The sequence below is a fragment of the Vogesella amnigena genome, assembly GCF_042648905.1.
Classification (GTDB): Bacteria; Pseudomonadota; Gammaproteobacteria; order Burkholderiales; family Chromobacteriaceae; genus Vogesella; species Vogesella amnigena.
Genome location: NZ_JBHRYH010000045.1, coordinates 174,893 through 195,495, shown reverse-complemented (window position 1 = coordinate 195,495; position 20,603 = coordinate 174,893). Strand labels below are relative to the sequence as shown.

The 20,603-nt window shown below is 65.1% G+C and carries 18 protein-coding genes; 7 read left to right on the top strand and 11 right to left on the bottom strand.

The genetic code is table 11. From position 1 onward, the window contains the following. Positions 1-121 precede the first annotated feature (121 nt). A complete protein-coding gene (locus ACFOKJ_RS15305) occupies positions 122-646 on the top strand; it encodes a hemerythrin domain-containing protein (protein ID WP_390281172.1) in 525 nt (174 codons plus the stop codon). A gap of 123 nt (positions 647-769) precedes the next feature. Further along, complete coding sequence (locus ACFOKJ_RS15300) at positions 770-1,681, top strand: GGDEF domain-containing protein (RefSeq protein WP_390281170.1); 912 nt, start codon at positions 770-772, stop codon at positions 1,679-1,681. Between the two features lie 83 nt (positions 1,682-1,764). Here the strand turns inward: ACFOKJ_RS15300 and tal are convergent, their stop codons facing one another. The 6 genes from tal to ACFOKJ_RS15270 form a co-directional block, all read right to left on the bottom strand. After that, positions 1,765-2,826, bottom strand: coding sequence for a transaldolase (gene tal / locus ACFOKJ_RS15295; protein ID WP_390281168.1), 1,062 nt, complete (start codon positions 2,824-2,826; stop codon positions 1,765-1,767). A 103-nt stretch (positions 2,827-2,929) separates the two neighbouring features. Beyond that, entirely contained in the window at positions 2,930-3,241 is a 312-nt protein-coding gene (locus ACFOKJ_RS15290; protein WP_390281166.1) for a Dabb family protein, read from the bottom strand. 200 nt (positions 3,242-3,441) lie between these two features. Then, entirely contained in the window at positions 3,442-4,740 is a 1,299-nt protein-coding gene (gene phoR, locus ACFOKJ_RS15285; RefSeq protein ID WP_390281164.1) for a phosphate regulon sensor histidine kinase PhoR, read from the bottom strand. A gap of 3 nt (positions 4,741-4,743) precedes the next feature. Further along, on the bottom strand, positions 4,744-5,433 hold the full coding sequence (gene phoB, locus ACFOKJ_RS15280; RefSeq protein ID WP_390281163.1) for a phosphate regulon transcriptional regulator PhoB: 690 nt from the start codon (positions 5,431-5,433) through the stop codon (positions 4,744-4,746). A gap of 151 nt (positions 5,434-5,584) precedes the next feature. After that, positions 5,585-7,408 (bottom strand): phosphoenolpyruvate carboxykinase (GTP), encoded by a 1,824-nt coding sequence (locus ACFOKJ_RS15275; RefSeq protein WP_390281161.1) that lies wholly within the window; start codon positions 7,406-7,408, stop codon positions 5,585-5,587. 339 nt (positions 7,409-7,747) lie between these two features. Then, positions 7,748-9,607, bottom strand: a complete 1,860-nt coding sequence (locus ACFOKJ_RS15270) for an ABC transporter ATP-binding protein (RefSeq protein WP_390281159.1) — start codon at positions 9,605-9,607, stop codon at positions 7,748-7,750. Between the two features lie 441 nt (positions 9,608-10,048). On the opposite strand from ACFOKJ_RS15270, the gene ACFOKJ_RS15265 reads away from it, so the two are divergent. Further along, a complete protein-coding gene (locus ACFOKJ_RS15265) occupies positions 10,049-11,242 on the top strand; it encodes a winged helix-turn-helix domain-containing protein (protein ID WP_390281157.1) in 1,194 nt (397 codons plus the stop codon). Here ACFOKJ_RS15265 and ACFOKJ_RS15260 read toward each other — a convergent pair. The 3 genes from ACFOKJ_RS15260 to ACFOKJ_RS15250 all read right to left on the bottom strand — a co-directional run bounded on the left by ACFOKJ_RS15260 (position 11,210) and on the right by ACFOKJ_RS15250 (position 14,491). Next, positions 11,210-12,481, bottom strand: coding sequence for an ABC transporter substrate-binding protein (locus tag ACFOKJ_RS15260; RefSeq protein WP_390281155.1), 1,272 nt, complete (start codon positions 12,479-12,481; stop codon positions 11,210-11,212). The two genes, ACFOKJ_RS15265 and ACFOKJ_RS15260, sit on opposite strands and share 33 nt — an antisense overlap. 98 nt (positions 12,482-12,579) lie before the next feature. Then, the gene (rarD, locus tag ACFOKJ_RS15255; RefSeq protein WP_390281153.1) at positions 12,580-13,485 is read right to left on the bottom strand and encodes an EamA family transporter RarD; all 906 of its coding nucleotides are present in this window, start codon (positions 13,483-13,485) and stop codon (positions 12,580-12,582) included. Positions 13,486-13,585: 100 nt separating this feature from the next. Next, entirely contained in the window at positions 13,586-14,491 is a 906-nt protein-coding gene (locus tag ACFOKJ_RS15250; protein ID WP_390281151.1) for a LysR family transcriptional regulator, read from the bottom strand. Positions 14,492-14,594: 103 nt separating this feature from the next. Here ACFOKJ_RS15250 and ACFOKJ_RS15245 point away from each other — a divergent pair, with 103 nt between their 5' ends. Beyond that, positions 14,595-14,735: a hypothetical protein gene (locus tag ACFOKJ_RS15245; protein ID WP_390281149.1), complete on the top strand. Its 141-nt coding sequence runs from the start codon at positions 14,595-14,597 to the stop codon at positions 14,733-14,735. A 73-nt stretch (positions 14,736-14,808) separates the two neighbouring features. Continuing rightward, the gene (locus tag ACFOKJ_RS15240) at positions 14,809-15,144 is read left to right on the top strand and encodes a DOPA 4,5-dioxygenase family protein (protein WP_390281147.1); all 336 of its coding nucleotides are present in this window, start codon (positions 14,809-14,811) and stop codon (positions 15,142-15,144) included. Here the strand turns inward: ACFOKJ_RS15240 and ACFOKJ_RS15235 are convergent. Together ACFOKJ_RS15235 and ppc are read right to left on the bottom strand one after the other, a co-directional pair. Then, positions 15,141-15,704, bottom strand: coding sequence for a DUF1003 domain-containing protein (locus ACFOKJ_RS15235; protein ID WP_390281145.1), 564 nt, complete (start codon positions 15,702-15,704; stop codon positions 15,141-15,143). The two genes, ACFOKJ_RS15240 and ACFOKJ_RS15235, sit on opposite strands and share 4 nt — an antisense overlap. 151 nt (positions 15,705-15,855) lie before the next feature. Then, positions 15,856-18,564, bottom strand: coding sequence for a phosphoenolpyruvate carboxylase (gene ppc, locus ACFOKJ_RS15230; RefSeq protein WP_390281142.1), 2,709 nt, complete (start codon positions 18,562-18,564; stop codon positions 15,856-15,858). Between the two features lie 51 nt (positions 18,565-18,615). On the opposite strand from ppc, the gene ACFOKJ_RS15225 reads away from it, so the two are divergent. After that, positions 18,616-19,509, top strand: a complete 894-nt coding sequence (locus ACFOKJ_RS15225) for an AEC family transporter (protein ID WP_390281140.1) — start codon at positions 18,616-18,618, stop codon at positions 19,507-19,509. A gap of 157 nt (positions 19,510-19,666) precedes the next feature. Further along, a complete protein-coding gene (hemC, locus tag ACFOKJ_RS15220) occupies positions 19,667-20,602 on the top strand; it encodes a hydroxymethylbilane synthase (RefSeq protein WP_390281138.1) in 936 nt (311 codons plus the stop codon). Position 20,603: the final 1 nt, after the last annotated feature.

The window sequence follows — 20,603 nt, the reverse complement described above, 5'->3', positions numbered from 1 at the left end:
CAAAGGCGCACTTTACCGCAACAGTCGGCACTGCGGCATACGGCAGAAATTGAGCGGCGTCATACGCCAGCAACCATGGCCGCGCGATACTGCGGCCAACCCTTAATCGCAGGAGACTGCCATGCTCAAGCTTGATTCGCTGTCCGCCGCCGCGCCGTCGTTCGATGCCCCGCTGGAAATGCTGCACGCCTGTCACGACAAGGTACGCCACTTCTGCCAGCAGCTGGATGCGCTGCCGGCCTACATTGCGGCCAACGGCAACAGCCCGGCGGTTGGCAACACCATCACCGGCATCGTGCGCTATTTCGAGGTGGCCGGCCCGGCGCATCACCAGGACGAAGAAGACGAGCTGTTTCCGCTGATCATGGCGCGCCAGCCGGAGGCCGCCCCCAAGATCGAACAGCTGCTGGGCGAGCACGGCTATCTGCACGCCCGCTGGAACGCCATCCGCGACGACCTGAACGCCTACGCCGCCGGCACCCTGGGCACGCTGAATGCCGGCGAGATCCACGAGTTCACCCGCCTGTACCGCGAGCACGCCGCCCGCGAGGAAGCCTGGCTGTTCCCCACTGCCGGCGCGCTGATCAGCGAGCAGGAGCTGCGCACCGCCGGCCAGCGCATGGCGGCACGGCGTGGCGGCAAATAAGCGGCCACGCCAACAGGTTTCGATAACACTGCCGATCCGCGTCTGGCGTGCTACGGTAAAGGCAGGGCAGTTGTACTGCGACCGCGCAGTCGACTGCGTCTCCTGTCCGCATGAAGCAAGGCCATGACGCAATCCCCGCTCTCCAACGACCAGCTTGCCGCCATCCTGGCGGCACTGCCCGACCCGGTGTTCATCCTGACCCGCAGCGGCCGCTATGCCTCGGTATTCGGCGGCGCCGACCAGCGCTACTACCACGATGGCAGCAGCCTGGTGGGGCTGAAGATAGGCGATGTGATTAATGCGGAAAAAGCGAACTGGTTCCTGGGCGAGATTGCCACCGCCCTGGCCAGCGGCGGTCTGCACATTGTCGAGTACACCCTGTCCGGCGCCGATGTGAAAGGCCTGCCGGCCGGCGGGCCGGAACAGCCGATCTGGTTTGAAGGCCGCGTGCAGGCGCTACCGTTCCCGGTGGCCGGCGAAGACGCAGTGCTGTGGGTAGCCAGTAATATCACCCCGCGCCACGCACTGGAAGCCCAGCTGCGCGCGCAAAGCGAAACCGACCCGCTGACCGGGCTGGCCAATCGCCGCAAGCTGATGCAGGCGCTACAGCAGCAGTTCGAACTGTTCTGCCGCTATGGCACGCCGGCAACGATCCTGGCGTTCGATATCGACCACCTGAAGCAGATCAACGATGTACACGGCCACCTGGTAGGCGATCGGGTGATTACCACCCTGGCAAGCGTATGCCGCGCGGAGCTGCGGCAGGCCGACCTACCGGCCCGCTACGGCGGCGACGAATTCGTGGCGCTGCTGCCGCAGACCAGGCTGCAGCAGGCACACGCCATTGCCCAGCGCCTGCGCGAACAGGCGCAACAGGCGTTTGCCGCGCTTGGCATTGCCGGCGCCACAGCCACCATCAGCATCGGGCTGAGTGAGTTCAGCAGCAGCGATCAGGATTTCGAGGCCGCACTGGAACGGGCCGACAATGCCCTATACCGCGCCAAGGATCAGGGCCGCAACCAGGTGGTGTACTAGCCAGGTGGTGTACTAGCAGGCTGCCACCCGCAAACCACAAGGGCTCCTGCAGGGAGCCCTTGTTCATTACCTCAACCGCCGCCTCAAGCAGTCAGTAGCAGCAGCTCGGCAAACGCTTTCTCGAACAGTACCAGGCCATCCTGCTGCAGCTTCTCGCCCACCGCATCGAAATCCACACCGGCAGCAGCCGCTGCGGCCAACGTTGCCTGCGCCGCAGCCACGTCCTGCGTCAGGGTGGCGGCGGCGTTGCCATGGTCGCGGAACAGCGCAAGGGTGGCATCCGGCACGGTGTTCACGGTTTCGTCGCCGATCAGGCTTTCCACGTACAGCACGTCGGAGTAGGCCTTGTTCTTGGTGCCGGTGGAGGCCCACAACAGGAACTGCGCACGGGCACCGGCGGCTTTCAGCGCGGCGAATTCTGCGCCGTGGAAGCGCTCCAGGTAGCGCTGGTAGGCCACGCGCGACAGCGCCACCGCCACCTTGCCCTGCAGCTCGCCCGGTAATTGTTCGTCCAGCAGGCTGTCCACCCGCGACAGGAAGAAGCTGGCCACCGCCTTGACGTGGCCCAGCGGCTGGCCGGCGGCGTGGCGCGCGGCCAGGCCAGCGATGTAGGCATCCCACACCGCCTCTACCTGGCGCAAAGAGAACAGCAGGGTGATATTGACGTTGACGCCCTCGGCGGTGAGCTGGCGGAAGGCGGCGATGCCCTCGGCAGTGGCCGGGATCTTGATCATGGCGTTGGGACGATCGATCGCCGCCCACAGCCGGCGCGCGGCGGCCAGGGTGCCGGCCTCGTCGCGCGACAGTGCCGGCGACACTTCCAGCGATACATAGCCGTCGTCGCCAGCGGTAGCGCGGTACTGCGGCAGGTTCAGATCACAGGCAGCCTGGATGTCGGCAATCACCAGCGTCTCGTAGCGCTGCTCGGCGCTGAGAGAGGCATTGGTTTTCAGCTGCGCCAGTTCTTCGCGGTAGCGCGGGTCGGTGCTGATGGCCTTGTGGAAGATCGCCGGGTTGGAAGTAACGCCGGCGATGCCGTCTTCCTGCAGCAGGCGGGCGAGCTCGCCGGAGGCCAGCAGTTCACGGGACAGGTTGTCCAGCCAGATGCGCTGGCCGAACGGGCGGATGGCTTGCAGTCGATTCATGTGTGCTACTCGAAAATGGCTGGAAAACAGGGCATGTGGACACGCCGGCAACAGGGAATGGCGTCAGGCCATCCTAACCCGATGCTGCGCTGAAGCAAAGCCACTACAGCGTGCTGGCCGGGTCGATAAAATCGAATACCAGCGCCGCCGCCAGCAAGGGCTGCACCATGGCGACGAATTGCTGGTGCGCCGGGTGCACCAGGTAGGCATCACGCTCGGCGCTGCCGGCAAACTGCAGCAGCCAGCCGTGGGTAAAGCCCTGCGCCAGCCCTTCCGGGCTGCAATCCGGACCGTGGCGGAAGTCGCGGATCAGGCCGGTGGCCGCCACCAGCGCGGCAAATTCGGCATGCACCATGGCGATAGTGTCGGCGTCGATATGGTCGTGAAAGCGGAACAGCACGATGTGATGCAGCATGGCGATCCTTTCAAAATAAAAAAGGTTGGCCGCGGCCAACCTTTTTACTGTAACTCAAGGGCGCCTCGAAAAACCCGGATTTCTAAGCGAGACAAGGCGCGAACGAAAAATTTCGACGCAGCATATGTTTGATATGTAAGGAGAAGTTTTTCGTGAGCAACGCAGTATCGCGACGAAAGCAGGAATTTTTCGAGATGCCCTCAAGCTACCTGCTCGGGGCTGAACACTACGCTGAACTCGCTGCCCTTGTCCGGCTCGCTGCGAATCTCCAGCCTGGCGTGATGCCGCATCAACACATGCTTGACGATGGCCAGGCCGAGGCCGGTGCCGCCGCTGCTGCGCGAGCGGCCGCGATCCACGCGGTAGAAACGCTCGGTAAGGCGCGGCAGGTGCTCGGCCGGAATGCCGATGCCGGTATCCGCCACCGAGAACGCCATGCGGCCATCGTCCAGCTCGCGCCAGCGCAAGGTGATGCTGCCGCCTTCCGGCGTATAGCGCACCGCATTGGACACCAGGTTGCCGAATGCCGAGTGCAGCTCCTGCTGGTTGCCCAGCAGCTTGCGACTGCTGTCGCGCTGCAGTTCGATGTGGTGCCGCCCCTGCGACAGGCCCTCGGCCTCCACCTGCAGCGTATCGAGCAAGGCCTCCATGTCCACCGGCTCCTGCACCGCTTGCAGCGGGCTGTTCTCGATACGCGACAGGGTGAGCAGGTCTTCCACCAGGCCCTGCATGCGCCGCGACTGTTCCAGCATCATCGGCAGGAAGTGCTGCAGCGTGGCGGCATCCACTTGCTCCATGTCCGACAGCGTTTCCAGAAAGCCGCCTACCACGGTGAGCGGCGTACGCAGCTCGTGCGACACGTTGGCCACAAAGTCGCGGTGCACGGTCTGCACCCGCTCCAGCTGGGTGATGTCGCGCGTCAGCAGCAGCTTGCGCTTGATGTCGAATGGCACCAGCTGCACGGACAGCACCAGCTCCTGGCCGCTGACGCTGTTACGCAGGATCAACGGCTGGCTGTAGCGCTGCTCGGCCATGTACTCGTGGAATTCCGGCTCACGCACCAGGTTCAGGATCTGGCTGCCGATATCGCGGCGGCGGTCCAGCCCCAGGTGCTCCACCGCCATCGGGTTGATCCACTCGATGCGGTCGTACTCGTCCAGCACCACCACGCCGTCCGGCATCGCCTCGCTGGCGTTGATGAAGCGGTCCAGCACGATGGCCAGCCGGCGCTTGCTCTGCTTCTGCCGCCGCGCCTGGCGGTACAGCGCCATGAACACGGTGTTCCACGGGCCGAAACCATCCGGCACGCGACGCGGCGCTGGGCGCTCCAGCCAGCGCAACAGCTGCGCCAGGTGGTAGAGATGAAAGCCCAGCCACAGCACCAGCAGGCACAGCATCAAGGCTACGCCTGGCAGCAGCCCCCAGATCAGGCCGCACATCAGGGAGACAGCGGCGATGACAGCCAGCGCCACCAGCCGCAGAATGAGAAATTCGGCCAAGACTTACCCCTGCGCCGAGAAACGGTAGCCGGTACCGCGCACGGTCTGGATCAGCGCGTCGTGGCCGGTGGGCTCCAGCGCGCTGCGCAGGCGGCGGATATGCACGTCCACGGTGCGCTCTTCCACGAACACGTGGTCGCCCCACACCTGGTCCAGCAGCTGGGTGCGCGAGTGCACGCGCTCGGCGTGGGTCATGAAGAAATGCAGCAGGCGGAATTCGGTGGGACCGAGGTCGATGGTGTCACCGTTGCCCTGCACACGGTGGGTAACCGGGTCCAGGCGCAGGCCCTTCACCTCTACCGCGTCGTCGGTCATCTGCGGCGCGCGGCGGCGCAGCACCGCCTTGATGCGCGCCAGCAGCTCGCGCGGCGAAAACGGCTTGGTGATGTAATCGTCAGCGCCGGCCTCCAGGCCCTGCACCTTGTCCTGCTCGTCGGAACGGGCGGTAAGCATGATGATGGGAATCTGGCGGGTACGCTCGTCGGCGCGCAGCTTGCGAGCGATTTCCACGCCGGAGGCACCCGGCAGCATCCAGTCCAGCAGCACCAAATCCGGCAGGGCGTTCTTGACCAGGGTCAGCGCCACCTCGGCGGTGCTGGCTCGCAGTACATGGTGCCCGGCCTGAACCAGGTTGAAGGCGATCAGTTCCTGGATCGCCGGCTCGTCTTCCACGAGCAAAATATTGGCTGGCATTGCGCTTTATCCTCCGATGGCAATTATGGCAAGGATAGAAAGCGGTGGTTACAGAAATATGACACTTCACCATGCTGGCCGCAGATAAGCAAAAGCCCCGGCGCAGAGCGCAGGGGCTTTTGGGCTGACAACAGCGGCCTTGCCGCCCGGCTTAACCGGCCAGCGCGGCGGCCAGCTTGCTGCGATGCGCTGCCAGCTGCGGCGGCAGACGGTCGGCCAGCTTGGCGAACCAGTCGTCATGCGCGGCCAGTTCCTGCTGCCAGGCTTGCGGGTCCAGCGCCATCAGCTGCGCGAAGTGCTCGGCGCTGAAGGCGTCCAGCCCGGCCCAGTTCAGGTGGCTGTACTCCGGCACCCAGCCCAGCGCATTGCGCTGCGCCTCGGCCTGGCCCTGCACGCGGCCAACCATCCACTCCAGCACGCGCATATTGTCGCCGAAGCCCGGCCACAGGAAGTTGCCGTCCTTGTCGGTGCGGAACCAGTTCACGCAGAAGATGCGCGGCAGCTGCTGCAGCTGGCCGGCCATCTGCAGCCAGTGGTTGAAGTAGTCGCCCATGTGGTAGCCGCAGAACGGCAACATGGCGAACGGGTCGCGGCGGGTAACACCCTGCGCGCCAAAGGCGGCGGCGGTGGTTTCCGAACCCATGGTGGCTGCCAGGTACACGCCTTCTTCCCAGCTGGCGGCTTCGAACACCAGCGGCACGGTGCTGGAGCGGCGGCCGCCGAAGATGAAGGCCGAGATCGGCACGCCGGCCGGGTCGTTCCAGGCGGCATCCAGCGACGGACACTGCGTGGCGGACACGGTAAAGCGCGCATTCGGGTGTGCCGCCTTGCGGCCGGTCTCCTTGCCGATTTCCGGGGTCCAGTCCTTGCCCTGCCAGTCGATCAGGTGCGCCGGCGCCTGCTTGCTCATGCCTTCCCACCACACGTCGCCGTCATCGGTCAGCGCCACGTTGGTGAAGATCACGTTCTCGCGCAGCATGGCCATGGCGTTGGGGTTGGATTTCTCCGAGGTGCCCGGCGCCACGCCGAAGTAGCCGTTTTCCGGGTTGATGGCGTACAGGCGGCCATCCTGACCCGGCTTGATCCAGGCAATATCGTCGCCCACGGTAGTGACTTTCCAGCCGTCGTAAGTCTTGGGCGGGATCAGCATGGCGAAGTTGGTCTTGCCGCAGGCACTGGGGAAGGCGGCAGCCACGTAGGATTTCTCGCCCTTGGGGTTTTCCACACCCAGGATCAGCATGTGCTCGGCCAGCCAGCCCTGATCGCGGCCCATGGTGGAAGCGATGCGCAGCGCGAAGCACTTCTTGCCCAGCAGCGCGTTGCCGCCGTAGCCGGAGCCGTAAGACCAGATCTCGCGGCTTTCCGGGAAGTGCACGATGTACTTGGTGTCCGGGTTGCACGGCCATGGCTTGTCAGCCTGGCCTGCGGCCAACGGTGCGCCCACGGAATGCACGCAGGGCACGAAATCGCCGTCGCTACCCAGCACTTCGTACACATTGCGGCCCATGCGGGTCATGATGCGCATCGACGCCACCACGTACGGCGAGTCGGTGATCTCGATGCCGATGTGGGCGATCGGGCTGCCCAGCGGGCCCATGCTGAACGGAATCACGTACATGGTGCGGCCGGCCATGCAGCCGTCGAACAGGCCGTTCAGCGTGCCACGCATCTCGGCCGGCGCCTGCCAGTTGTTGTTCGGGCCGGCATCCTCGCGCTTTTCGCTGCACACGAAGGTGCGGTCTTCCACCCGGGCCACGTCGGACGGGTCGGAGAAGGCGGCGTAGGAATTGGGGCGCTTTTCCGGATTCAGCTGCTTGAGCGTGCCGGCGGCGACCATCTGTGCCAGCAGCTGGCGGTTTTCCGCTTCGGAGCCGTCCACCCAGTGAATGGCGGCCGGCTTGGTAAGGGCGGCGACTTCGGCCACCCAGGCGATAAGTTTCTGGTGCTGGATATAGGAGGGTGCTTGCAAGGACATGTCTACCTCTGCGGTTTCAATGGCAGAGCAACCGACAAAACCCGCCTGGACACAGCGGCCAGGTCAGGTCTGGTAGGTCGCCCTGAGTAGGGGCTGCGGCATTATCGCCGAGCTGTAGCCGCACAGGTTCAGAGACGACGGAATTCTGCTGTGCCACGACGCTTTTTATGCATCGTGCACGGCTTTTTGTTGCGCAAAAAGCGCAAATCGACCGGACGCCGCAACCGGCAAGTAGTAGAGCAACTACTTTATTGCCGAAACGGCCGCCGCCGCTGCAGGCATGAAAAACGCCGCCCACCAGGCAGGTGGACGGCGCGCGGGCGCGCAACTGGGCGGTGCTTAGTCGGCCAGTTCAGCCTCTTCGTCCGGATCCAGCTCCTCGCCGAGGAAACCGCCGCTCTGGTGCGCCCACAGCCGCGCATACAGGCCGCCGCGCGCCAGCAGGCTGGCGTGGTCGCCCTCTTCCACTATGCGGCCCTTGTCCAGCACGATCAGCCGGTCCATGGCGGCGATGGTGGACAGTCGATGCGCAATCGCCACCACGGTCTTGCCTTCCATCAGCCGGTACAGGCTTCCCTGGATCGCCGCTTCCACCTCGGAATCCAGCGCGCTGGTGGCCTCGTCCAGCAGCAGAATGGGCGCGTCCTTCAGCATCACCCGGGCGATGGCTACCCGCTGGCGCTGGCCGCCGGACAGCTTCACGCCGCGCTCGCCCACGTGGGCATCGTAGCCGCGGCGACCGTGCGGGTCGGTCAATTCCTGGATGAACTCGTGCGCCTCGGCGCGCTGCGCGGCGGTGAGCATCTCCGCCTCGCTGGCATCCGGCCGGCCATACAGCAGGTTGTCGCGCACCGAGCGGTGCAGCAGCGAAGTGTCCTGCGTCACCATGCCCACCTGCGCGCGCAGACTGTCCTGCGTCACCGCGCGCACATCCTGGCCGTCGATCAGGATGCGCCCGCCCTCCACGTCGTAGAAGCGCAGCAGCAGGTTGACGATGGTGGACTTGCCGGCCCCGCTGCGGCCAACCAGGCCGATCTTCTCACCGGGGCGAATGGTGAGGTTCAGATGCTCCACCACCGGCCGCTCGCCACCATAGGCGAAGCTGACATTGTCGAAACGGATTTCGCCGCGGCGGACCTGCAGCGGCGCCGCATCCGGCGCATCGGTGATGGCGATCGGCCGTGCCAGGGTGTTGATGCCGTCCTGCACCGTGCCGATATGCTCGAACAGGCTGGACATCTCCCACATGATCCAGTGCGAGATGCCGTTCAGCCGCAAGGCCATGGCGGTAGCCGCCGCCACCGCGCCGATGCCTACCTCGCCACGGCTCCACAGCCACAGCGTGGCGCCGGCGGTGCTGGCGATCAGCCCCATGCTCAGCACGTGGTTGACCATCTCGAAGCCGCTGACCAGGCGCATCTGGCGGTAGGCGGTGGCCATGAACTCGCGCATGGCGCTTCGGGCAAAACCGGCCTCATGCGCGCTGTGCGAAAACAGCTTCACGGTAGCGATATTGGTGTAGGCATCGGTAACGCGGCCGGTCATCAGGCTGCGGGCATCGGCCTGCGCCTTGGACGCCTTGCCCAGACGCGGCACGAAAAAGCGCAACGTCAGCACATACAGGCCCAGCCAGACGATAAACGGCCACAGCAGCAGACGGTCGAAGCTGCCGGCCACCGCCGCCATGGTGACAAAGTAGATCACCACGAATACCAGGATATCGGTGACGATCATCACCGTATCGCGCACTGCCAGCGCGGTCTGCATCACCTTGGCGGACACCCGGCCGGCGAACTCGTCCTGGTAGAAGCTCATGCTCTGGCCCAGCAGGTGGCGGTGATACTGCCAGCGCAGGCGCATCGGGAAATTACCGGCCAGGCCCTGGTATTTGCACAGCGCCTGCAGTGCGATCAGCAGCGGGCTGGCCAGCAGGATGCCTGCCAGTAGCAGCAGGTTGTGCTTTTCCTTGCTCCACAGCTCGCCCGGCGCCACGTGGCTGAGCCAGTCGACGATGGAGCCGAGCATGGAAAACAGCAGCGCCTCGAAGGCGCCGATGGCGGCAGTACATAGCGTCATGGCCAGGATCAGGCCACGCAGCCCGGCGGTGGCAGACCAGACAAAGGGCAGCAAGCCGGCCGGCGGCTGTACCGGCGGCGCATCGGGGTAGGGATCAATACGACGTTCGAACCACGAAAACATAAAGAACACTCCTATGCCGCGAGTGAAGTTGCCACTACGGTCAGGTTATCGGGGGGCGAAAAATAACATTGGCATTAATAACTTGCAATGCCACCCGGTCTCTCGGCCAGTTACGCCAGGCATCACACCTATAGCAAGGTGGTAACCGCGGCAACCCACACTGGATTTTAATGCGGCCAACGTGTTCTGCTGGCTGCGTTATGCTGCACACAGTGTTTCCCAGCCGAGCGTCATCATGAGGGCGCCTCGAAAAACCCTGCTTTCTAAGCGAGACAAGGCGCGGCCGAGCGTCATCATGAGGGCGCCTCGAAAAACCCTGCTTTCTAAGCGAGACAAGGCGCGAACGAAAAATGTCGACGCAGCATATATCTGATATGTAAGGAGACATTTTTCGTGAGTAACGCAGTATCGCGACGAAAGCGGGAATTTTTCGAGGTGCCCATGAGCCACACCCTGTTATCCCTGCCCGCCGCCCGTGCGCTGCACCTGTCTGCCCAAGGCATGTTGGCCGCACCGCGCCGCAAGGCCGCCAAGGCCGATGTGCTTGCCGCCATCCGCCGCATGGCGCTGCTGCAGATCGACACCATCAGCGTGGTGGCGCGCAGCCCCTACCTGGTGCTGTTCAGCCGCCTGGGCGCCTACGACCCTGCCTGGCTGGACGAGCTGCTGGCCGAAGGCGCGCTGTTCGAATACTGGGCGCACGAGGCCTGTTTCGTGCCGCGCGAGGATTACCGCCTGCTGCGCCACCGCATGCTGAACCCGGCGGCCATGGGCTGGAAGTTTTCGGTGGAATGGATGCACAAACACCAGGCCGATATCGAGCAGCTGGTCGCCCACATCCGCGACAACGGCCCGGTACGCTCGCGCGACTTCGAGCGCCAGAGCGGCAAGGGCAATGGCTGGTGGGACTGGAAGCCGGAAAAACGCCACCTGGAAGTGCTGTTCACCAGCGGCCGGCTGATGGTGCGCGAACGGCAGAACTTCCAGCGCGTGTACGACCTGGCCGAGCGCGTGCTGCCGGAGTGGGACGACACACAGCATCTGCCTACCGAGGCAGATGCACGGCTGGAGGCGATACGCGCCAGCTGCCGCGCCCTGGGGCTGGTGAGGGCCGGCTGGGTGGCGGACTACTACCGGCTGCGCCGCGGCAACGATGCCGCCAGCCTGCATGCGCTGGCCGACGCCGGCGAGCTGCTGCCGGTGCGGGTGGATGGGCTCAAGGGTGACTTCTTCGTGCACCACAGTCTGCAGCCGCAGCTAACGTTGGCCGCAAATGACCAGCTCGGCGCCAGCGCCTGCAGCGCGCTGTCGCCGTTCGACCCCATCGTGTGGGACCGCAAGCGCGCCAGCGAGCTGTTTGGCTTCGACTACCGCATCGAGTGCTATACCCCGGCACCCAAACGCCAGTACGGCTACTTCGTGCTGCCGCTACTGCTGCGCGGCAGGCTGGTGGGGCGGCTGGATGCCAAGGCACATCGTGCGCAAGGCGTGTTCGAGGTAAAGGCGCTGTATCTGGAACCGGGGATCCGCCTCAGCCAGCGCCTGCGCGAGGACACGCTCAAGGCGCTACAGCGGCTGGCCGACTGGCACGGCACGCCACAGTTACGGTTTGGCCTGCTGCCGGCTGGCTGGTAACGGTGTGGCGTCTGTCTGCGGACCGGCCAGTGCCTGGCACAGGCTGCGCTGCAGTTGCTGACGGTCATGCGGCGGGGTCAGAAACTGGCGGAACGCCGGTAGCGCCTGCTCGCGCAACAGTGGTATCGCATCCCGATCGAAGAACGATGACAGCCGCTCTGCCTTGCGCAGCCAGGCCTTGCCCTGGCGCATGATCGCGTCTTTCGGCGCCGGCCCGTGGCGTAACGGGGCCAGCTGATAGGCGCTATCGCCATAACGCGCCAGCAAGTCCGGCCGGCTGAACAGGAAGCTGGCAAAACGTCGGGCCTCCAATGCATGCTGGCTGCGCGTGGGCCACACCAGCACATCCAGCGGCGCATCCTCGCCACGGGGCACGCGCGTGCCCATGTCCGGAAACGGGAAAAACCCGAGGTCCTGTCGAATGGCGCGCGGTATGTGCGCCAGCACAAAGGAGCCGGTCAGCACCATGCCCACCCGGCCGTGATACAGGTAAGGTAGCACCGCTTGCCAGTCGAGCTGCGGGCTTTCCGGCAACAGCATGCCGGCCCCCAGCAGCTGCTGCCAGGCCTGCAGCGTGACCTCCAGCCGCGCATCACGGCAATCCACCCGCCCCGCCAGCAGCTGGCGGTGAAACAATGCGCCATGCAGGCGCATGTTCAGGTAATCGAACCAGGCGGCCGCCGGCCAGCCACTCTTGCCGCCCACTGCAATCGGCACCATGCCGCCGTACTGCAACTGCCGCATGGTAAGCAGAAACTGTGGCCAGTTTTCCGGCTCGCGCAAACCAAGTGCGGCAAAGATGGAACGCCGGTACAGCAGGCCCCACGGGTAATAGCTGACCGGCAGCGCCCAATACTGCCCGCTCTGGCGCAAGGCACGTAGTACCGCTGGTTCTACCTGCGCCCACTGCTCGCCCGTCAGCAGCGTGCCTAACGGCTGCACGGTGCCGTTGGCGATCAGCTGCGTCAGCTTGTGGCCGGCAAACCAGAACGCCAGATCCACCTGTCGTTGCTGCAGCAGGGTGTCGAAGCGTTGCTTGTAGTCTTCCTGCGCGTACACCAGATTGGTGACGTGAATATCCGGGTTGGCCGCACGAAAGCTGTCCACGATATCCAGCCAGGCACTGCGCTGCGCACCGGAGGTGATCATGAACGCCAGAGTCAGGCTGCGCGGTTCGGCGGCCGCCAGCACGGGGCTGCTCAACAGCAGCAGTAGCAGACAGCGCCTGAGGAGTGCCATGTTTGCCTCATTTCATCGCAGTGGCATGAAGTGTGGCGGCAGTATAGGGGCCTGCTGTTTGTCTCGATAAAACAGCTATTTACGACACGGCAGCCCGCTCAGCGCGCAGGCAGCGCTCGCTGCTGGCGCAGGGTGTGAATGCCGGTAAGCACGATGGCGCCCCAGATCGGGCCGTAGGTCAGCAGGCTGTCGGCAGTCAGCGGTTCGCCCAGCAGGCCAATGGCCAGCACGAACAACAGCGCTGGCTCGACATAACCCAGCAGCCCCCACAGTCCCATCGGCAGCAAATGACTGGCGGCAATATTGCACAGCAACGCCACCGAGCTCACCAGGCCCAGCCCCGGCAACAGCAACCAGTACTTGACCTCGTGCAGCACGATCCAGCCGGATGGCTCCTGCCAGGCCAGCATCAGCAGCGCCAGTGGTAGCATCAGCACCATTTCCAGCGCAAAGCCGCACACCGCATCCAGCCCGGTCAGGCGCCGCAGCACAAAATACGGCGGGTAGCCCAGCACTACCAGTAGCGTCGGCCAGGCCAGCCCCTGGGTACGCCAGACTTCGTGCACCACCCCCAGCAGCGCCAGCGTCACCGCGATGGCCTGCAGCCGGTACAGCCTTTCGCCATACAGCAGGCGGCCAACCAGTACCATCACCAGCGGCGCCAGAAAATAGCCCAACGACACCGCCACCACCTGGCCGTGGAACGGCGCCCACAGGAACAGCCACAGCTGCACCCCCATCATCGCCGACATCAGCGGCACCAGCAGCATCAGCCGGGGCTCGCGCAGCATGCGGCGGCAGGCATCGACAAATGCCTGCCGCTTGCCGGACAACTGCAGGATCAACAACACGCCGGGCAAGGTGCAGACAATCCGCCAGGCAAAGATGGCCACGCTGTCCAGCGGCGCCAGCCAGGTGACATAGCCGGGCAGCATGGCAAACAGCGACGACGCCAGCAGCGACAGGGCGATACCACGTGGGGATGGAGCGACAGCAACAGACATGACAAAACCGTTCGATAGATGGGGAACCCTATCCTGCCTGTGCTGCGCCGCAGCAGCAAGCCTGATGCGCCCTGTTCCGGCGCATGGCCGACGCAAACGCCTAACGCACGGCGGCGCCGGGCTCGCCCGGCTGCAGCGTGGCGCGCAGGCGCGGCAGCACGAAATCGAGAAACACCTGGTATTTGCGCGGCATGGGCTGGCGGTAGGGATGCACCAGGAACACCGGCCAGCGGTCGCTGTGCCAGTCCGGCAGCACCCGCCGCAGCTGGCCGGCGGCCAGCGCCGGCTGCACCAGGAAATCCGGCAGCGCGCCGATACCACGCCCCTGCAGCGTCAGCGTCAGATTGTTCTGGTACAGGTTGCAGTCCAGCAGCGGCGACGCCAGTGACAGGGTGCGCAACTCCTCGCCACGACACAGCGTCAGGCAGCGGCCGTCCATGATCAGCCGGTGCGCGGCCAGCGCTTCCGGTTCCTGCGGCCAACCTTGTGTCGCCAGGTAGTCCGGAGTGGCATACAGCGCCTCTTCCACCCAGCCCAGCGGCCGCGCCACCAGTGAGTCGTCGTGCACCTTGCGCGAACGCACGCAGAAATCCAGCACGTCGGCGATCGGGTCCTGCACGCGGTTGTTCACCTCCAGCCGCAACTGCAAACCGGGCTGCTCGCACGCCAGCTCGGCCAGAATCGGCGCCAGCAACTGCGACACCGACACATAGGTACTGATCACCAGCGGGCCTTCCACCGCGCACTGCGCGCTGTCCACCGCCGGCTGCATCTGCAGCAGGCTCTGCCGCAGCGCCTGGGCGTGCGGCAGCATGCGCTGGCCGGCCTCGGTCAGCGCCAGCCGCCGCGTGGTGCGCAACACCAGCACCGCGCCCAGCTGCTTCTCCAGCGCCTTCAGCCGCAGGCTGACCATGCTCTTGGTGCAGCCTAGCGCCTCGGCGGCGGAGGTGAAGCTGCCGCAGCGCGCCAGTGCTTCGAATGCCAGCACTTCGTCTGGCGATGGCATTGTTTTCATTTTCTCGACAAAGTATCAAGGAAACAGCGGTTTATCTGCTTCATGCAACAGATTAGGCTGACAACTGTACCAACTATTCAACAGTGAGAGTGCCATGAAACTGTTACGCCGCCTAGTTACCTACTGGTCCAGCCGCTGGTCGCTACTGCCGGACTGCCAGCTATCCTGCGCCGAACACAAGCTGGAGCAGCTGCGTCACCAGGCTGATAGCCTCAGCCGTGGTCGCTGGATGTGATCCCGGCCAAGCGGACGGCTGCCGGCGCTGCCGTCCGCCGCTACAATGCCGTTTTCCCGCCACGCCAGCTGCCATGTCATTGATCTACCACGCCCACGTCTACTTTCTGCCCGAGCAGGCCGATTTCGCCGCCGCGCTGCACGCCACCCTGGCGGCGCAGCTGCCGCCGGGCTGCTGGCTGGGGCGGCTGATCCACCGCGAGGTAGGTCCGCACACCCGGCCGATGTTCGAGATCGACTTTGCCGACAGCCTGCTACCCAGCGTGCGCGCACTGCTGGAAGCACACCGCGGCCAGCTACCGGTGCTGCTGCACCCGCAACTGGCCGATGAACTGGCCGCCCACACCACGGCAGCCAGCTGGCTGGGTGAGCCACTGCCGCTGAAGCTGGCCACACTCAGCCGCGCCTAAGCCGGCCCGTCCGCCTCCGGTGGCTGCTTGCCCTGCTGCGCCAGCAACCCCTGCTTGAGCAGCTGCAGATCGGACAGCACCTCCCAGGTCAGGTGATCCAGCCGCTTGTGCAGACCATCTATCGCCGCCTCGGCTTTCAGATTCACCTCGAAATCGCGAATCATGGTCATGCGGTCACGCGCGGCCTGACGATTCTGCGACATCAGAATGATGGGAGCCTGGATGGCAGCCAGCATCGACAGCATCAGGTTGAGAAAGATATACGGATAGGGATCGACCGCATGCGTGCCCAGCAGCTCGCTATTGATGAATGCCCAGCCCAGCAAAAAGCAGAGGAACAGCAGGATAAAGGTCCAGGAGCCACCAAACTCGGCCACCCGGTCCGCCAGCCGCTCCCCCACCGTAGGGCCGTGATCCGGTAGCGCCTGCTCCGGGCGCACCGACTGCAATTTGCGTGAAATGCGCATCAGCGCCTGCCGTTCACGCTCGGCCAGCCCCCCAACACCGGTGTGAAGCAGGTGCTCGGCCAGGTACTTGATGTCTTTGTTGCCAGGATGCATGGCGGGTCTCCGAACAGGTCAATGCGGCAAGACTGCATTGTGCTATCTGGCGCGGAACTGGCAAGTAACGCGATGTGTAGCCGTGCCGCCACCAGCATGAAAACGGGCTGCCCGCAGGCAGCCCGTTAGCCATCATCAAGCCACAGCCCGATCAGCCACTGTTGCGCAGACCGGCGGAGATACCGTTGATGGTGAGGTGAATGGCGTACAGCGCTTCTTCGTCGTCCGGGTTGTCACGCAGGCGCTTGAGCAGCTCCACCTGCAGCAGGTTGAGCGCGTCCAGGTAGGGCAGGCGGGTATCCAGCGAGCGCGCCAGCGTCGGGTTGCCCTGCAGCAGCTTGTCCTGACCGGTGATGGCGAAGAATGCGGCCAAGGTGGCGTCGAACTCGGCCTGCAAGCGGCCGAACAGGCGGTCGGCCAGCGCCTCGCTGCCCACCAGCGCGGCGTAGCGGCGCGCAATCTGCAGGTCGGCCTTGGCCAGCACCTGCTCCATATTGGACAGCATCACCTGCAGGAAGGGCGAGCCGGTGTACAGCTCGCGCAGGCGCGCCAGGCCGGCCGCTTCGCCGTGGGCGTCGAGGAAGGCGCGCACCGCGCTGCCAAAACCGTACCAGCCCGGCAGCATCACCCGCGATTGCGACCAGGAGAACACCCACGGAATGGCGCGCAGGTCCTTGATGCTGGCCAGCGTCTTGCGCGACGCCGGGCGGCTGCCGATGTTGAGCTTGGCGATGGCGCCGATCGGCGTGGCTTCCATGAAGTACTGCATGAAGCCTTCCGACTCCACCAGCGCGCGGTAGGCGCGGAAGGCGCTATCGGACAGCTCGGCTACCGCGCTTTCGTCGGTAATGCGGCTGTCGCCGTGTGCCAGAGTGGATTCCAGCGTGGCGGCCACCAGTGCTTCCAGGTTGCGGGTGGCGTTGTCCGGATCGGCGAACTTGGCGGTGATCACCTCGCCCTGTTCGGTAATGCGGATGCGGCCAACCACGGTGCCGGCCGGCTGCGCCATGATGGCCTCGTAGGACGGGCCGCCACCACGGCCCACCGAGCCGCCACGGCCGTGGAACAGGCGCATCTTGATGCCGGCATTGTCGAACACACGCACCAGACGCTGCTCGGCCTGGTACAGCTGCCACTGGCTGGTGACGTAGCCGCCGTCCTTGTTGCTGTCGGAGTAGCCCAGCATCACCTCCTGCACGCCGCCACGGCTCTTCAGCAGCTGCTGGTACCACGGCTGGGCGAACAGTTGCTGCATGATGCTGGCGGAGGCGTCCAGGTCGGCAATGGTTTCGAACAGCGGCACCAGGTTCAGGCTGATGGCCGGCACACCGCCATCCAGGCGCAGCAGGCCGCATTCCTTGCACAGCAGCGCCAGTGCCAGGATGTCGGACACGCTGGCGCAGTTGGAGATGATGCACTGCGCGATGGCGCCGTCGCCGAACTGGCGCTGCACCAGCGCCGCCTCGCGGAAGATGCCCAGCTCTTTTTCGCTGTCGGCGCTGTAGCTGAGGAACGGCGAGTACAGCAGGCGCGGCGTAGCCAGCTCACGCAGCAGCACGCGCACGCGCGCCGCTTCGTCCAGCGCGTCGTATTGTTCCAGGTTGGCGTGGGCGAACAGCTCGCTCACCACGGCGGCGTGTTTTTCGGCGTGCTGGCGCAGATCCAGCGGCATCAGGTAGAAGCCGAACACATCCACCGCGCGCAGCAGCTTGCCCAGGCGGCCGTCGATCAGCAGCGCACTGCCATGCTCGGCCAGCGAATCGGCCAGGGTTTGCAGCTCGGCCTGCATTTCCTGGGCCGAGGCATACGGCGCACCGGCAGTCCAGCGACCGCGTGCGGCCAACCCGAGGCCGGCGGCGGTAGCCGACAGGCGGCCTTCGATGGTGGCCAGTGCCAGCCGGTACGGCTCTTCCTTGCGGCTGATGGCGCCATCCGGCGAGGCGGCAGCCAGGCACTGCACACCGGCGGATACCTGCACATGGCGCTGCGACAGCGACAGCTCGCGGTACAGCCCGGCCAGCTCGTAGAAGTAGTGCTTGAATGCCACCTCGGCTTGACGCTTCACCGCATGACGCAGCACAGCAGCATCGACATTGGGGTTGCCGTCGCGGTCGCCGCCGATCCAGCTGCCCACGCGCAGGAAGGACGGAATCTCGGCGCGCTCGCCCCACAGCTCGCGAATCTGCTTGCCCAGGCGGTCGTACAGCGCCGGGATGGACTGGAAGAAGGACAGCGGGTGGTAGGCAACGCCGTTTTCGATTTCATCGGCCACCGTCATCTTGAACGGGCGGATCTCGGTGGTCTGCCACAGCGCGTGGATCACGCGGGTAAGCTTGGCTTCCACTTCCTGCTCTTCTTCCGGAGTGATCTCGACAGAAGACAGCTGTTGCAGGAATTTGCGCACCGCGCGGTGACCATCCAGCACGCTCTGACGCTGCACCTCGGTGGGGTGGGCGGTGAGCACGGCGCTGACGCTGGCATCCTGCAGCGCTGCGGCCAACTGCCCGAACGGCACACCGGCTTCGTGGATGGTAGTCAGCGCCCGCGACAGGCTGCCGCGCTGCGGCGCGCTGCCGGCACGCTGGTGGGCGCGGCGACGGCGGGCGTGGTGCAGGTCCTCGGCAATATTGAACAACTGCGAATACAGACCACAGGCGCGCACCAGCGCGGTAATGGCGGCCGGGGTGAGCCGCTGCACCAGCTCGTCGGCGCGTTTATCGTGCTGCAGCGCGCCGGCGGGAATGGCGCGGATTTCTTCCACCACCTCGTCGCCGGCTTGCTCGCGCAGCAGCTCCTCCAGCAATCTGTTGAGACGCGCGAGGTCTTCGCGCAGGGGCAAGTCCTTGTCCAGATCAGTCATCTTCCGTTTTCCCTGATAGTCATTGTCATCGAATCCCTGCAGAATCAGCACATGCATCCAGCCCTCGTGTTACTACCGGACTTCCTGCTGATCCTGTGCGGCTTCGCGCTACGGCGTAGCGGCTTTATCTCTGCCGCTTTTCTCTCCGAAGCGGAGCGCTTCATCTATTTCGTACTGTTTCCACCCCTGCTGTTCCGTGCACTGGCACGGGCAGAGCTGGATTTTGCCGCCAGCGTGCCCATGCTGGCCGCTGGCCTAGTATTCACCCTTGCCGCCTTCCTGCTGGGCTGCGGTGCCAAGCCACTGTTCCGCCTACCGCAGCCGGCATTCGCCGCCGGCAACCAGGGCGCCTACCGCTTCAACAGCTATGTGGCGTTCGCCGTCATGGGGGCACTGGCCGGCGAGCCCGGCATCGCCACCATCGCATTGCTGTGCGGCGCCATGGTGCCGGTGGTCAATGTACTGGCAGTGTGGCAGCTGGCACACGGCAGCGGACGCGGCATGGCCCACGAGCTTATCCGCAATCCCATCATCTGGGGTATCTGCAGTGGGCTGGCGGCCAATGTATCCGGCCTGACCATTCCGGCACCATTGTTCAGCAGCATCAGCCATCTGGCCGACGCGGCGCTGCCGCTGGGGCTGATCACCGTGGGCGCCGGGCTGCGCTTTGCATCGCTGCGCCACTTTGCCGGCCCGCTGCTGTACTGGAACAGTATCAAACTGCTGGCCGCGCCCCTGATCGCACTGTTTGCGGCAAACTTGCTGGCGCTGGACGGCATCTATCGTCAGGCACTGCTGGTGATGAGCATGCTGCCCACCGCCACCTCGGCCTATATCCTGGCCGTGCGCATGCAGGGCGATGGCAAACTGGCGGCGGCAGTGGTAACCACCTCCACGCTGGCGGCCATGCTGACCATGCCGGCACTGTTGTCCTGGCTGCGCTGAACTGCTGCTGACAGGCTGTTTATCCTGCCGTAAATCCCCCATTTCGTGTAGTTAAACTACACGTACTGTTGCAGCTACACACACTGCCCTGCATCAAGGCCGGGCGCGGCGAGCGTGCTAGAATCGCGCATCCTTTTTTTGCGCAGGACCGCCGTTCATGAACAAGCTCGTCATCGCCAGCCGCGAAAGCAAACTCGCCATGTGGCAGGCCGAACACATCAAGGCCCGCCTGGAAGCACTGTACCCACAGCTGGCCGTGGAAATCCTCGGCATGACCACCCAGGGCGACCAGATCCTGGACAAGACGCTGTCCAAGATCGGTGGCAAGGGCCTGTTCGTGAAAGAGCTGGAACAGGCGCTGCAGGATGGCCGCGCCGACATCGCCGTGCACTCCATCAAGGACGTGCCGATGAACCTGCCGGCCGGTTTTGCGCTGGCCGCGATCTGCGAACGCGAAGACCCGCGCGACGCCTTTGTTTCCAACAACTACGCCAGCCTGCACGAGCTGCCGGCCGGCGCGGTAGTGGGCACTTCCAGCCTGCGCCGCGAATCGCAGATTCGCGCCCGCTTCCCGCACCTCACCATCAAGCCGCTGCGCGGCAATGTGCAGACCCGCCTGCGCAAGCTGGACGAGGGCGAGTTCGACGCCATCATCCTGGCCGCCGCCGGGCTGAAACGCCTGGAGCTGGCCGAGCGCATCCGCTGCGAGCTGGCGCCGTCGGAAAGCCTGCCGGCAGTGGGGCAGGGCGCGCTGGGCATCGAAATCCGCGCCGACCGCAGCGATCTTCTGGAACTGCTGGCGCCGCTGAACCATGCCGACACCGCCGCCTGCGTCACGGCCGAGCGTTCGCTGTCGCGCGTGCTGGGCGGCAGCTGCCAGATCCCGATCGGCGGCTTTGCCACCATCACCGACGACGTGATCACCCTCGGCGGCTTCGTGGCACACCCGGATGGCTCGGTAATGCTCACCGCCAGCGCCAGCGCGCCGCGCGACTACGCCGACGCACTGGGCCGCGCAGTGGCCAAGAAGCTGCTGGAGCAGGACGCCGGCCCGCTGATCGAGGCTGTCATCGCCGAACAGGCCGACAAGTAAG